10 protein-coding genes are annotated in these 13,864 nt (G+C 67.2%); 4 read left to right on the forward strand and 6 right to left on the reverse strand.

What is annotated here, in order from left to right:
* Positions 1-25 precede the first annotated feature (25 nt).
* A complete protein-coding gene (locus HEB94_RS18370) occupies positions 26-415 on the forward strand; it encodes a cupin domain-containing protein (protein ID WP_192751025.1) in 390 nt (129 codons plus the stop codon).
* 22 nt (positions 416-437) lie between these two features.
* On the opposite strand, the gene HEB94_RS53605 is transcribed toward HEB94_RS18370, so the two are convergent.
* Positions 438-1,319: a DUF1932 domain-containing protein gene (locus tag HEB94_RS53605; protein ID WP_202896417.1), complete on the reverse strand. Its 882-nt coding sequence runs from the start codon at positions 1,317-1,319 to the stop codon at positions 438-440.
* Between the two features lie 628 nt (positions 1,320-1,947).
* On the opposite strand from HEB94_RS53605, the gene HEB94_RS18380 reads away from it, so the two are divergent.
* On the forward strand, positions 1,948-2,322 hold the full coding sequence (locus HEB94_RS18380; protein ID WP_192751026.1) for a hypothetical protein: 375 nt from the start codon (positions 1,948-1,950) through the stop codon (positions 2,320-2,322).
* A gap of 280 nt (positions 2,323-2,602) precedes the next feature.
* Here HEB94_RS18380 and HEB94_RS18385 read toward each other — a convergent pair whose 3' ends face one another.
* Both HEB94_RS18385 and HEB94_RS18390 read right to left on the reverse strand, forming a co-directional pair.
* Positions 2,603-4,315, reverse strand: a complete 1,713-nt coding sequence (locus HEB94_RS18385) for a GAF domain-containing protein (protein ID WP_192751027.1) — start codon at positions 4,313-4,315, stop codon at positions 2,603-2,605.
* Positions 4,316-4,524: 209 nt separating this feature from the next.
* A complete protein-coding gene (locus HEB94_RS18390) occupies positions 4,525-5,781 on the reverse strand; it encodes a hypothetical protein (protein WP_192751028.1) in 1,257 nt (418 codons plus the stop codon).
* A gap of 572 nt (positions 5,782-6,353) precedes the next feature.
* On the opposite strand from HEB94_RS18390, the gene HEB94_RS18395 reads away from it, so the two are divergent.
* Both HEB94_RS18395 and HEB94_RS18400 read left to right on the forward strand, forming a co-directional pair.
* Positions 6,354-7,163 (forward strand): TrmH family RNA methyltransferase, encoded by an 810-nt coding sequence (locus HEB94_RS18395; protein ID WP_192751029.1) that lies wholly within the window; start codon positions 6,354-6,356, stop codon positions 7,161-7,163.
* A gap of 143 nt (positions 7,164-7,306) precedes the next feature.
* Positions 7,307-9,328: an ABC transporter substrate-binding protein gene (locus tag HEB94_RS18400; RefSeq protein ID WP_192751030.1), complete on the forward strand. Its 2,022-nt coding sequence runs from the start codon at positions 7,307-7,309 to the stop codon at positions 9,326-9,328.
* On the opposite strand, the gene HEB94_RS18405 is transcribed toward HEB94_RS18400, so the two are convergent.
* From HEB94_RS18405 to HEB94_RS18415, 3 genes are read right to left on the reverse strand one after another with little or no spacing between them, the layout of a single operon-like run.
* Positions 9,325-10,746, reverse strand: a complete 1,422-nt coding sequence (locus HEB94_RS18405) for a lyase family protein (RefSeq protein ID WP_192751031.1) — start codon at positions 10,744-10,746, stop codon at positions 9,325-9,327. The two genes, HEB94_RS18400 and HEB94_RS18405, sit on opposite strands and share 4 nt — an antisense overlap.
* A complete protein-coding gene (locus HEB94_RS18410; protein WP_192751032.1) occupies positions 10,739-11,845 on the reverse strand; it encodes a mandelate racemase/muconate lactonizing enzyme family protein in 1,107 nt (368 codons plus the stop codon). The genes HEB94_RS18405 and HEB94_RS18410 overlap by 8 nt, the downstream gene beginning before the upstream one ends.
* Positions 11,846-11,858: 13 nt before the next feature.
* On the reverse strand, positions 11,859-13,808 hold the full coding sequence (locus HEB94_RS18415) for an ABC transporter substrate-binding protein (RefSeq protein WP_192751033.1): 1,950 nt from the start codon (positions 13,806-13,808) through the stop codon (positions 11,859-11,861).
* Positions 13,809-13,864 lie beyond the last annotated feature (56 nt).

Consider the following 13,864-nt stretch of genomic DNA (forward strand, 5'->3'; position numbering starts at 1 on the left):
CCGGTAACGGCCGAGGGGGTTCGCGATGTCCAGCCTGGAAGTGAAGAGCTTCAACACACCTGACGAAACGAGGCCAGTCGCGGACAAGGGTGCCGCGGAACTGGTGACACTGGCCGGCGACCACACGGTGCTCAAGGCCAGCTTCGAGCCCGGATGGCACTGGGCTGAGCACGTGCGCTCGATCGCGGGAACCCAGTCCTGCCGCTCGCCACATCTGCTGTTCTGTGTCTCAGGACGTATGCACCTGAAGATGGACGACGGCACCGAGGGCGAGTTCGGAGCCAACGACGTCGCGCGTATCGAGCCAGGGCACGACGCCTGGGTGGTCGGTGACAAGCCCTGCGTCATCGTCGACTTCGGGGCGTCCCCCGCCTACCCCATGGCGGCTCGACCCGCGGCCTCCGCGCGAGCCTGAGGAGGTTCCGGCCCGTCGAGGCTCACCGATCGCGCGGCTCGGGGGGGCCGAGAAGCGCCGCCACCACGTGGTCCAGGGCTCCGGCGCCTTGTTGATCGAGGGCGGAGCCGTCGGCGCCGACGGCAGCCGGGGGAGGAGTGCGCGCGAAGATCTCCGCGGCCGCCTGGTGGAAGCCCGCGGGCAGCCCGGCCGCGGTGAAGGCCGACGCGATCTCCTCCATCTCGCCGGTCCAGCGCCACCCCTTCTGGTGGGCCGAACCCGCCGCGGAGACGCTGCGCTCAGCGAGATCGGGAACAGAACGTCGCCACTCGGCGAGCAGGGCTTCGTCCACATGCTCGTGCGCAGCCAGCGCACGGATCGCCAGGAGCAGGGCGCTCGTGCCCTTGGTCCAGGCGGCGTAACACATCTTCAGCGCCGAGGCGAGGCCGACGTCGGCACCCACGACGGGTGTCTCCAGAACCGTGTCGGCGAAGAGTCCGGCGATCTCCGCGGCGTACTCGCCGGAGAGGTACATCCGGGTGGTGCCCGCGCGCTCGGGCGGCGGTCCGACGATGCCACCGTCGACCAGGTGGCCGCCACCCCCATGGATGAGGGCCGCGATCTCGCGCACGGTCGCCGGTGCGACCGCGTTGGCGTCGACGAAGACGCCCCGGAAACCGGCGACCTCGGCGGCCACGTCCACGGCCGCGTGCGGAGGGCAGATCGACAGGACGACCTCGCTGTCCTCGAGGACGGCGGCGACGGTGGAAGTGTCGGTCAGTCCCGCACGGGCGGCCCGTTCGCGGCTGGCGTCGCTGCGTCCGGTCGATGCGTAGAGCACCCGGTGACCGCGCTCGGTGAGTGCTCGTCCGACAGCCGAACCCATCTCGCCAGGATGTAGGAGTCCGATACGCGTCTCGCTCACGTCGTGACCTTAGGCGATCGCGCGGACGGCGCGCCCACTGGGCCGATCTTCGTCGTGGCGTGCCATCGCTACGCCGTACTCAGGTGCTTCTCAGGTGCTTCGCATGGGCAAACACTCATGCTGTGCGGCGGTGACAAAACCCACCGAACGGGCACATGGCCCTACGGAGGCGCCCGCCTCTGTACTGCGCGTCCGGAGGCGGGCCCTGCCACCCGGCGGAGAGTGCGGACTTGTCACTCCGCTCGATGTCGGGTGGTGGCGCCCGGGTTATCCGTCCCGCCCTCCTGTCGCCTGCGTCATGCCCTCCGACGGCCGGCTTGACGCAGGCGACACCTCTCATACTCGCCGTGGTCCTGGTGCGGGCAGACCGTATTCACGCCTTCGGGTAATTCCCTTCCGGCGCACACGTGATTCGATGTGGGACACGTCGAGAATTCGGCGTCGCACACTACTTTCAGAATCATAGATTGACCGACTCTCTTTGATTAGACCTCTCTCGCTCAAATAGCCTGCCGCTGTCTGCAATTCCGAATCGGGGGCGATTATGGGGTTGGGAACAGGGCGTAGCAGAAGGCGCTGGTACCTGGCTGCCGCCGGCGGTCTGGCCGGCGTCGCGGGAGTGGCCGCGGTGAGTGTGCTCGCGGACGGCGTATCTCCTGGGGAAAGCCAGGGCAGGCTCGCGCAGTTGAAGTCGCAGACCAGTCAGCAGTTGGCCCGTCCGGCGCTGGATGGCTCCAAGGACCATTCCAGGGACGGCGACAAAAAGAAGGACGACGAGGGGCGCGACGGTAAGAAGGTCAAGGAGGTTGGGTGTGATCCCGACGAGTTGATCGCTGCGCTGGTTCGTGCGAATGCGGACAAGGGTGCGAAGCTGGAACTCGAGGCGAAGTGCACCTACACGCTCACGGCTTTTCAGGATGACAATGGTTTGCCGGTGATCGTGCAGCCGGTCAGTATCGAGGGGAATGGCGCGACAAGTCTTCACCGACAACGACGAGGTTGAGGTGGACGGCGAGACGGTGATCGTCAGGAACCGGCCGACCAACTGCGCGGGTAGTGACGTCGAGGTGCCGAACTGCTTCGGCTGATCCCGAGGCGGCACGGAGACATCGACGTCGAGGTGCCCCTGGACAACGGACACTGACGGGGGTGGCCCCGGGACCGAGCCGCGAGTTCGGTCTCGGGGCTCAGGCGTCTCGAGGCCGCTCCACGACCCTGGCCGGGCCGACCGCGTCACGAGTGATCCGAGTCCGACCGAGCCGCAGCGTTGCTTGGGACGGGGATCAGGGACCTGACCCGGCGGCTCCCTCGGGTGCCTGTTCGCTGATTCCGAAGATGGTGGAGCGGATCTGCCGGTTGGTGGTGTCGAGTTCCTTGATGGCGCCGTGGATGCGTTGTTGGACGGCGGGTTCGGTGCTCATGTCGCCGGCGGTGCGCAGGCGTAGGCCGACGCCGAAGAGTCGTTGGATGACGAGGTCGCGCATTTCGTGGGCGATGCGGTCGCGTTCTTCGAGGAGCATGAGGTGTTCGCGGTCGCCCTGGGTGCGGACGCGTTGCAGGGCGAGGGCGGCGAGGTCGGCGAAGGTCTGGATCTGCTCGGTCTCGGCGCGAGCCGCGGCGGCGTGGGGTGAACCGCGATTCCAGCCTACGCAAAGTGCACCCAGGGGCTCCCGGTCGGTGATCAAAGGGATGACCATGCCGAGGCCAAGTCGGTCGACAGCCGTCCACCCCGGCGGTGGCTGGTACCCCGGTAGGCGGGTGTAGTCGTCGCTGACGATGCGCCGCCCGGACGCGAGGACGCGTGAGATGAGACCCCATCGGGGGACGCGGACGTCCGGAGGAATGCCGTCGCGGTCGACCCCCTCGAAGACGATGACGTACATGCTGTCGGGGTCGGTCTGGTCGGCCAGGACGACCCCGGCGATGTCGGCGCCGGAGATCTCCTGGAGTTGGCGGATCACCAACCGCATCGCCTCGTCCCGGTCCACCTCGCCAAGGAGCAGTTGCGCCATCTGGGAGGCGGCCTCGAGCCACCGCTCCCGGCGCCGCTGGTCCTCCTGCGCCCGGACCCGTTGCAGGGTGAGCGCCGTCTGGTTGGCGAACGCCTGGACGAGGTCCACCTCCTGCACGGCGAGACGTGCCTGGGGAGAGCCGCGAAGCCAGCTGACGACCAGGACCCCCATCACCTCGTCCCGGGCGTTCAGCGGCATGAACATCGTGAGCCCGAGGCCGGAAAGGGGCTCCCGGCGCTCCGGAGTCGGCTGGTAGCGCGGGTCCGTCATGAGGTCCTCGGTGACGATCGCCTGCCCGGAGTCGATCACCCTGCGCGCGATGCCGTGGCGCGGGATCCGCTCGCCAGGTCTGGGGCGTTCGTCCAGTCCGGAGACCGCCTGGAAGACGAGGTCGCCCGGATCGTTCGGATCGGCCAACAGGATGACGGAGTAGTCCGCGCCCGAGATCTCGCGGATACGCCGGGCTGCCCTGTGCGTGGCGGTCGCGAGGTCGATCTCGCCGAGCAGGCCGCGGATCATCTCCGACGTCTCCTCGAGCCACTGCTGCCGTCGGTACTTCTGGCGGAGCAGACGGAGGTTGTCGACCGCGCTACACGCCGCCTTCGCCAGCGTGGCGGCGAGTTGTTCGTCCGCCTCGGAGAACAGGTCCCCCTCCTTGTTCAGCAGACACAGTTGCCCGTAGGGCGAACTCTGAAGGTGGATGGGGACGGCGAGCAGGCTGGTGATCGCCGGAGACGTCGTTCGGGTCGTGGAAGGCCATGGCCCGAGCCGCCTCGGCCGGCGTAGTTCGGACGTCTGTTCGGTGAGTTCAGCCGAACTCAGCAGGGCCTGCGCGTCCTCGGTTGTCAACCCAAAGGTGACGAACTCCGGCATGTTCCAGTCTGACTCGGAGACCAGCAGAATGCCGTATCTCGCGCCGGTGAGTTGACACGCGGAGGCGACGATCTGTTGCAGTGTGGGCCTCAGGTCGACGTGTTCCTCCACAACGCCCAGTGTGGACCGCGCCTGCCGCCTGTCGACCGGTAGGTCGCACCTGCACCACACCGGCAGTAGTCGGTTCGCAGGGAGAAGTGAGGTTTGGGGAGGTTTCGTCTCGGGCCCCGGTCGAGTTCGTCGCTCGGTCCGGGGCCCGCTGTGCTGCCTGTCGGCGTTGCGTCGGTTCGCGAACCTGTGGATGAGCCGCGAGCCGTGGATCAGCCGAAGCAGTTAGGCACCTCGACGACAACCCCGTCGCAGTTGGTCGGCCGGTTTTTGATGATCACCGACTCGTCGTCCACGGTGATCGGGTTGCCGGTGAAGACTCCACCGGGCGGGGTCGTCGCGAGGTTCTCGGTGATGCGCGAGTCGACGATGGAGAACGTCGTGTCGCCGGTGTTCGCGACACCGCCGCCCTGCGAGGCGGGACTAACGGCACGGTTCCGGTTGACTTCGCTCCGGCGGAGCACGAACTCCGAGATCTCGCCGAGCCCGAAGTTGTCGACGCCCCCGCCGAGTTCGGTGGCGGTGTTCTCGTTGATCTTGCTGTCCTCCACCACCGCCTGGCCGCCGCCGAAGTTTCCCACGCCGCCGGCGCTCGTGGCGGCCCAGTTGTGGCTGACGTCAGTGTGCTTCACGTAGAGGGTGCCGCCGAAGTTTCCGATACCGCCGGCGACCTCGCCGCTGGTGTTGTCGGTCACCCAACTGTGGGTGACCTTGGTGACCGAGCCGATCTCGACGTCGATGCCGCCGGCGTCGTCGACCGCGGTGTTGTGGTCGACTCGGGTGCTGGTCACGTTCATGACGCCGCCGTCGTTCTCGAGTCCACCACCGAAGACACCGGCGTTGTTGTAGCTCACGGAGCTACCCTCCACACTCAGGTGACCCGCGCTGTAGACGCCACCGGCATCGGCCGTGGCGCTGTTGTTCCTGATCTGGGTGGACGACGTCCAGTCCTTGCCGTCCTTCCCGTCCTTGTCGCCGTCCTTCGCGTCGCCGGTGATCCGGGTGTTGCCGAAGTTGGCGATGGCACCGCCGGAACCGTCGGTGCGGTTGAGGGTGAAGGTGCTGTCCTGGATGGTCGCCCGACCGCCCTGCTGAACCAGGAGCCCACCGCCACCGAACTCCGCGGGAGCATCGCCACCCTTCACAGTCACATCGCGAAGCTTCAGGTTCCCACCGACACCCACGCTGAAGATACGGAACCGCTCCGCGTTCGCCGCGCGCACAATTGTCGCGCCATTCCCCTCGATACTGACCGGCTGCACGATCACCGGCAAACCATTGTCATCCTGAAAAGCCGTGAGCGTGTAGGTGCACTTCGCCTCGAGTTCCAGCTTCGCACCCTTGTCCGCATTCGCACGAACCAGCGCAGCGATCAACTCGTCGGGATCACACCCAACCTCCTTGACCTTCTTACCGTCGCGCCCCTTGTCATCCTTCTTTTTGTCGCCGTCCTTGGAAGCATCGTCCACGGGGCTGATCTGTCGCACGGCGGTGGAGTCCAGAGCTGCCAGCCCGGTCGGCGTCGCCCCCGTCAAACCGCCTGCCAGAACAGTGAGACCAGTCATCCCGGCCAGCCCGCCGGCCGCCGCCAGAAACCAGCGCCTTCGTGTGCGTCTTTGGTGCTGAATCCATCGGTGGTGCCCCCCGACTCGGCGCTACGTCCGTAACAGGCTATTGAGGCGTGGGTAATCAACTCAAAGGCAATCGTCGGTTCGATGAATCAATCTGTGCCTTGGCTCCGGTGTGCGCGCTTTATGAATTGTCGAACGCGGTCGAGCGTCGCGACGGAGCCCTTCGCTGGAGCCACGGCGGGAGCGCGACGTGGCTTTTGGTAAGGCAGCGCGCACGGGTGGGGCGCCGCCCGGACCCTTCGCCGGCGCGGAAATTCGGATGCTCGCTCGCGGCCGGCGCGGAAATTCGGATGCTCGCTCGCGCCGACCGGCTTACCGTATGACCCATGTTCCTTGTCTGAGGGGAGCGGCCGCACCGCGGCCATCTGTGCTGCTGCCCCTGTGACCTTTCTGCCGCAAGGAACTCCCGCATGCCTTCTCATGACATGGCCGTACTCGAAGGTGCCCTCTCGGTCCAGGCCGTTCTGGACTGCCGTACCCGCGACATCGTGCGGATCGACGTTGCCCGTAACGCCCAGGACCCGCGGATCGGTCGGGTGGTCGAGACCGCGCGACGCCATGGTGTCCGCGTCCACGTCGCCGATCGGGCCGCTCTGGACCTGCGCGCCACCGGTCGGACCCACGGCGGCGTCCTGGCACTTGTCGGACCGCGCCGATTCACGCCGCTCGACCAGCTCGGACGTGGCGCCACGACACCCTTCGTCGCCCTCCTGGACGGCGTCGAGGATCCGTACAACCTCGGGCAGGCCGTCCGGTCGCTGTACGCGGCCGGCGCCCACGGTCTGCTCCTGCGCCGCCCCCGTCGGGCCGGAGCCGACATGGTGATCGCCCGTGCCTCGGCAGGGGCGAGTGAGCGGATGCCGACCACTCTCGTCGAGGGGGCCGGGGAACTCGAGGCGGCGGTCCGCGAGCTGCGCGACCGCGGTCTGCGGGTGGTCTGCGCGCATCGCTCCGACGCGGACGTCGTCTACGAGGCCGACCTCTCCGGGCCGCTCGTGCTGGCGATGGGTGGCGAACGTCGAGGGCTGACCCGACGACTCGCACTGAGCGCCGACGTGCGGGTCACGGTGCCGTACGGTCGATGGTTCCGGCCGGCGCTCGACATCACGAGCGCGACGGCGGTGGTCGCCTTCGAGATCGCCCGGCAACGCCGCGCGGCCGCGCCGGCAAGAGGCGGATCCGCGGGTGCGTCACCGGACGGGGAGGCGATCCGCACCTGACGGAGGGCCGGTCACGCTCGTCCGGGGGATCGCAGGCCGAACCCGGTCACCCGTCTTGGACTCGGACGACGCGGTGTTAACGTCATGTCAACGTTTGCTTCTTCTGTGTAGTGCCTCGATCCTCCGCACACCGAGGAGGGGGCATGTCGTTCTCGAGGCAACCCCACCATTCGATGAGCCGCCGTCAGTTCGTCGCGTCCTCCGCGGCAGGCGCGTTCCTGTTCGGTACGGGCGCGGCGGGATGCTCGTTCTTCTCGACAACTCCCAGCCAACGACAACGAGCGGCCGGCCAGGGCACCGACGCCCCCGCCCGGGCCGCTCTGGAGGCGCCGACGCTCACTCGCCGCGTCGAGGCGGGTGACCTTCCTCCCCTGAAGGACCGGCTGCCGGAGCGACCCAAGGTGGAGCAGCCACTCACCACGGCGGGGCGTTACGGCGGGACGCTTCGCGGCGTGGCGTTCGGGCCGGACACCTCCAACGACCTCCAGACCGCCATGGTCCCGGGCCTGTTCCGGTTCTCCCACGATCTGGTCGACAGGTCGCCGGAGGTGGCCGAGTCGTTCGAGCTCAGCGCCGACATGAAGACCTGTGTGTTCCGGTTCAGGAAGGGCATGCGGTGGTCGGACGGTGAACCGTTCACCGCCGATGACGTGATGTTCTACTTCGAGGACTGGCAGTTCGACAAGGACGTCTCGCCGGTCCTGAGTGACGACTGGGCCCCGGGCGGAGAACCGATGCGGGTTCTTCGGGTCGACGAGTTCACCGTACGGTTCGAGTTCGCCATCCCCTATCCGGGCTTCGGGTTGTTGCAGGACACCGGTCGTCCCGCCACGCCTTATGTGCCCAAGCACTTCCTGCGCGACCTCCATCCGAGGTACAACCGTGACGCCGCGGCGCAGGCGAAGGCGGCGAGCTTCCAGAACTGGCAGGACAGGTTCCTGCACTACGCCGAGTCGGACTGGGGCGAGCAGGCTCCGGAGCGTCCGGTCCTGGGTCCGTGGATGCCGGTGGGCAACGACCAGCAACGCCAGCGGTACCAGCGCAACCCGTACTACTGGAAGGTCGACTCCGAGGGCCGCCAGTTGCCGTACGTGGACGAGGTGGTCGTCGACTACATCAACGACGTCGAGCTGCTCGTCCTCAAGGCGCTCGCCGGTGAGGTCGACGTGTCGGCGCTGAGCCTGGAGCCGGTTCAGTTCCCGGTGTTGAAGAAGGGCGAGCAACAGGGCAACTTCCGGGCTCTGCGGATGAGCAGCGTACGGGGCTCGGAGGTCGCGGTTGCCTTCAACCAGGTGCACAAGGATCCTGTGCTCCGAAGGGTCTTCAACGACGTTCGCTTCCGCCAGGCGGCCTCGCTGGCGATCAATCGCGACGAGATCAACCGGCTGGTCTTCCTCGGGCAGGGCACACCGCGCCAGGCCACGATCAACGAGGAGGCCAGTTTCTTCAAGCCGGACTGGGCGCGGCACTTCGCGCAGTTCGATCCCGACCTCGCCAACCAGCTCCTCGACGAGATGGGGTTGAACGAGAGGAACGCCGCGGGAGTACGCCTGCGCTCGGACGGACGACCGATGGGGTTCCAGCTCGAGTTCACTCCACTGGAGGGGCCCAAGGGCCCGGTCGCGGAGTTGGTCGTCGAGCACTGGAGGCGGGTCGGCCTCGACGTGCGAGCATCCCCCAGGGAGAAGAACTCACTGGTCGCCCGGCTGGAGGCCGGCGCCCACGACGCCAGTGCCTGGCATGTCGAACGGCAGTTGGAGCGGGCGGCGTACAGCTCGCGGACGTACGTGCGGCCGGGCGGCGACTCGGTCCTCACCTATGCCCACGACTGGCGGGTCTGGTTCGAGACGGGCGGTGAGGCCGGGACCGAGCCGCCGGAGGAGGCGAAGGAACTCGAGGCCGCGTTCAACGAATGGCCGCGGTACGCGATGGGCAGTCCCGAGTATCGCCGGACCGCCCAGAAGATCTACGACCTCGTGGCGGAGACGCTCTGGGTGATCGGAACCGTCGGGCAGGGGATAGCGCCGGTGACGGTGACGAACGACCTGGAGAACGTCTTCACCGAGGCGGTACTCCAGGGCGAGGTCAGGGTGTGGTGGGGCGGAGACAACTGGATCTGGCTACCCCATCGAGCCGAGCAGTGGTTCTTCAGGTCTGGACGCTAGTCGCGTTCGGTGACGTCGGTGCCTTCCGTGATCTCGGTGTTCTCGGTGTTCTTGGTGTAAGGCGGAAGGTCCGGCGCGCCGGTGAGGGTGCCGGGGTCGAGGAGGGTGGCGAGTTGTTCGGCGGTGAAGCCGTGCTCGACCGCCACCTCGTGCACCGTCCGGTCGGTCTCCAGCGCCTCCTGGGCTATCCGGGCCGCCTCGTCGTAGCCGACGAGCGGTGAGAGGGCGGTGACCAGCATGACGCTTCGCCGGAGGTTGTCGGGACCCTGCCCGGTGGCCGCGATGCCGGCCACGCAGCGGGTCGCGAGGTTGTCCGCGGTGGCGGCGAGCAGTTCGATCGACTCCAGCATCGACACGGTGGCGACCGGCATCATGAGGTTCAGCTCGTGGTGGCTGCCGGTCTGGGCGAATCCCATCGTCGCGTCGTTGCCGACCACCCGCGCCACGACCATGTGCGCGGACTCCAGCACGGCGGGCGGGGACTTGCCCGGCATGATGCTGCTGGTCACGCCGGCGTCCGGGAGGATCAGCTCGCCCAGGCCCGCCCTGGGTCCGGTGGCGAGCAGCCGGATGTCGGAGGCGACCTTCCACACGGCCAGAGCGGCTGCCTTGATCAGGCCGTGCGCGGTGATCATCACGTCGAGGGTCGCCTGGGCGTGGAAGTGGTTCCGCGTCTCCCGCACCTCCAGGCCGGTACGCGTCGACAGCCGGGCGCAGGTCCTGGCCGCGAACTCCGGATGCGCGTTGATGCCGGTGCCGGCGGCGGTCCCGCCGAGCGGGACGTACAGCAGTTCGGCCATCGCCGTACGAAGCCGGCGGCACGACTCCTCCATCTGACCGGCGTAGCCGTGGAACTCCTGCCCGAGCCGGATGGGCGCCGCGTCCTGGAGATGTGTACGGGCGACCTTGACGACCGGCCAGAACGCCCGCGCCTTCACCTCCAGCGCGTGGCGAAGCCGTTCCATGGCCGGAAGGAGTGCCACCCGCACCGCGATCGCCGCGCTGAGTTGCATCGTCGTCGGGATGACGTCGTTGGACGACTGGCACCGGTTGACGTCGTCGTTGGGATGCACCGCTCGCGCGGAACCGGTGGGAAGACGGGTGGTCGCGAGGTTGGCGAGCACCTCGTTGCAGTTCATGTTGGTCGAGGTGCCTGACCCGGTCTGGTAGACGTCGACGGGGAACTGGTGCCAGTGCCTCCCCTCGATCACCTCCTGCGCCGCGGCGGTGATGGCGGACGCCACCAAGGGATCGAGGAGGCCCAACTCCGCGTTGGTCTCCGCCGCAGCCTGCTTGACCAGCGCCAAGGTCCGAAGGAACGCCCGCGGCATCGGCTGACCGGAGATCGCGAAGTTCGCGACCGCCCGGTCCGTGGACGCCCCCCACAGCCGCGGACACTCCTCGGAGGGCTCAGGCACCGTCGGATGCCTTGGAGACCCGGTGGTCGGCCTCGTCGAAGAACGTCTTCGGAACCTCGACACCCCAGCCCGGTGCGTCACTGAGTTCGATGGTCCCGTCGCGGACGACCGGGACGGGTTCGTAGATCTGGCCCACCCGCCGCTGCTTCTCGATGCTCCACTCCTGGAACTGCGAGACGGCCGGCATGGCGAGGGCGAAGTGCGCGGTGAAGATCTGCACCATCGACCGGTTGGAGCAGTGGGGTGTGCAGGGGATGCCGGCCACCTCCGCGAGTTCGGCGACCCGCTTGGCTCGGGTCAGTCCGCCGACGTAGCAGATGTCCGGCTGGATCACGTCGACGAGGCGCTGGGAGATCATGCGCCAGATGATCTCCAGGGAGAACTCCTGCTCGCCCGCGCCGACGGGGATGTCGAGGTCGGCCGCGACCCTGGCCATGTTGTCCAGTTCCCAAGCCGGGTTGGGCTCTTCCAGGTGGCAGTAGCCGTACTCCTCGAGCATCCGGCCGACCCGGACCGCCTGTGCGGGGGAGTAACAGCCGTTGGCGTCGGCCATGATGTCGACGGAATCGCCGAGGGTGTTCCGTAGCAGCGGTACCAGGGTGGCGGTGCGGTTCTTCTGGGCGTCCGCGTCCCGACCGACCCGCTTGCCGATCTTGATCTTGACGCAGTCGAAGCCGAGTTCCTCGACATGCCCGGCCAGTCGGGCGGCCTCGTCCTCAGGGGTGGTCTCGCGGCTCATGCTCGACGCGTAGACCGGAACGTTCTCCCGGACCTTGCCGCCGAGCAGGTCATAGACCGGACGGCCCTGCGCCTTGCCCATGAGGTCCCACAGTGCGGTGTCGACACCGCCGAGCGCGCGGAAGAAGAACGAACCCCAGTACTTGTACTGCGCGCGAGCGCACTCGTCGACGAGCGTGCCGATGGCGAACGGGTCGCGGCCGAGGAAGTGCGGTGCCACCAGGGAGTGCAGCACCTCCGCGCTGATGTGCGCCTGGCCGGGCGCCGTCTGCCCGATCCCCTCGGCTCCGTCGTCGGTGCGTACCCGCACGATGCAGACGTTGTGATGGACGTAGGTCTCGATGCGTTCGACGCGCGTCACGCGATCTCCTGGGCTAGTCGATGAAGTACTGGCAGGGATTGCTCGGTCCCGGAGTGGGATACCGCGCTGCCTCCCACATCACCTTCGGGACGTTGTGGAAGTCGTCTCGTACGATGCCGTATCCATTGGGCGGGAGGCTCATTCCCATGATCCAGAACTCCTGCTTGGCGATCTGGACGATCTCACGCATCGCGTCGAACTGCGCCTGCTCGCTGACCGCCGTCATGAGCTTGTTGCGGTAGATGTCCATCTGCCGCTTCATCGGCTCCGGCGGCTCCTCACGCTCGCCCGCACCGATGTACCAGTTGTTCCACAGCGGGGCGTAGATCGCGCCACCGGTGGAGCCGCAGAAGAACCAGCGTGGGTCGAGCAGCGCGTCCTTGTAGCCGGGTGACCCGTCGTCCAGCGCACCGTCGTGCTCGTTGGCGTCGACGCGTTCGTTCCACAGCGTGCCGTCGACGTTCTGTGCCCGCATGTCCACGCCGACCGCGAGCCAGTACTGGCGCATGAGTTCCAGGGCGTCGAACATCTCGAAGTAGCGTGTCTGGGCCATGATCGAGAAGGTGATCGGGTTGCCGTCAGGTCCGAGTCGGATTCCGGCGCTGTTGCGCTGGGTGTAGCCGGCGCGGTCCAGGAACTCGTTGGCCAGCTTGGGGTCGTACTCGGTGTACTGCTTGCCCATCTCCTCGTCGGCGAACGGCGCCTCCGGTCGCGGCGCGATCTGCCACGGCACGCCCTGCCGTTGGTAGACGATGTTGATGACTTCCTGCCGGTTGATGGCGTGGGACAGCCCGATGCGGAAGTTCTTGTTCCGGAAGATCTGCCGCTTCACCGGATCCTTGTGGGTCATGTTCAGGTGGATCGTCATCGTGTTGAGATAGGAGTTCTTCAACTCGAAGAACTGGTACTTGCCCTTCTCCCGGTTCCTGGCCAGCACCGGCTTGTTCTTGGGTGTGTTGATGTGTCTCTCGTGCATGCCGAGCTCGCCGTTCGACGCCTTCAACACCAACGTCTCCTCGTCGCTGACGACATCGAAGACGACGCGGTCGAGGTAGGGAAGCTGGCTCCCCTGCGGATCCACCTTGTAGTAGTACGGATTCCGCTCGCAGACGAACCGGTTGCCCTGGCCCAGTGCGTTGGTGGGCACCCAGGCGTGCATGCGGGGAAGTTTCGGGTTGGCCCACAGATCGGCCTTGGACTCGAACAGCGCCACCCAGTCCTGCTTGCCCTCCGCCTTGACCACGTCGGCGATCCGGGGGTTGTACTTCTTGTGGAACTGTTCCAGGTAGTGCCGCGGCAGGAGTTCGAACGCGGTGTCGTAGGTCGCCAGCCACTGCAGGAAGAGGCCGCTGGGACGCGCGAAGACGAACTTCACCGTCTGGTCGTCCACGCGCTCGACCACGACCGGTTTGCCGCCGGCCGTGAGGTACTCCGCCCTGACTGGTGTGAGTTCGGCGTCGTTGAAGACGTCCTCGTACCAGAACATGATGTCGTCGGCGCTGAACGATTTGCCGTCCGACCACTTCAGGCCGGTTCGGAGCTTGAACGTGTACTCCGTGCCGATCTCGTTGGTGGCGAAGGACTGCGCGACGTTCGGCACGATCTTCTCCCAGTCCAGGTCCCAGCCGACGAGCCGGTCCTGGGTGAGCAGGGTGCGCGCCAACCAGGCCGTGTCCGAAGGACCAAGGACCGCGGTGTTCCACGTGCCTCCATAGACTCCGACGCGTTCGACCGGTTCGACGACCAGGGGCGTGTCGGGCAGGCGTTCGGCCAAGGAGGGCAGGGCGCCGCTCTTCACCCGTTGGGCGAGCATCGGCGCTTCCTTGCCCTTGGCGGCCTGGGACGCCGCGGGCTTTCCCCCTTCCTTCGCGGTGGGTTCGGTCGAGAACACACTGCACCCGGCCAGCACGGAGGTACCAGCCACCGCGGCGCCACTGATGCGGACGAAGTCCCTACGACTCATGGCGTTCATCAACGGGACCTCTTTCTCCGAGGAAACGCCCGCGGCGAAGGCTCGCG

Source organism: Actinopolymorpha pittospori, assembly GCF_014873875.1.
Taxonomy (GTDB): Bacteria; Actinomycetota; Actinomycetes; order Propionibacteriales; family Actinopolymorphaceae; genus Actinopolymorpha; species Actinopolymorpha pittospori.

What these genes read in the sequence shown, in the direction of transcription:
- HEB94_RS18370 (WP_192751025.1), top strand. Translation starts at nt 26, where the DNA reads ATGTCCAGCCTGGAAGTGAAGAGCTTCAACACACCTGACGAAACGAGG.
- HEB94_RS18400 (WP_192751030.1), top strand. Translation starts at nt 7,307, where the DNA reads ATGTCGTTCTCGAGGCAACCCCACCATTCGATGAGCCGCCGTCAGTTC.
- HEB94_RS18395 (WP_192751029.1), top strand. Translation starts at nt 6,354, where the DNA reads ATGCCTTCTCATGACATGGCCGTACTCGAAGGTGCCCTCTCGGTCCAG.
- HEB94_RS18415 (WP_192751033.1), bottom strand. Translation starts at nt 13,808, where the DNA reads ATGAGTCGTAGGGACTTCGTCCGCATCAGTGGCGCCGCGGTGGCTGGT.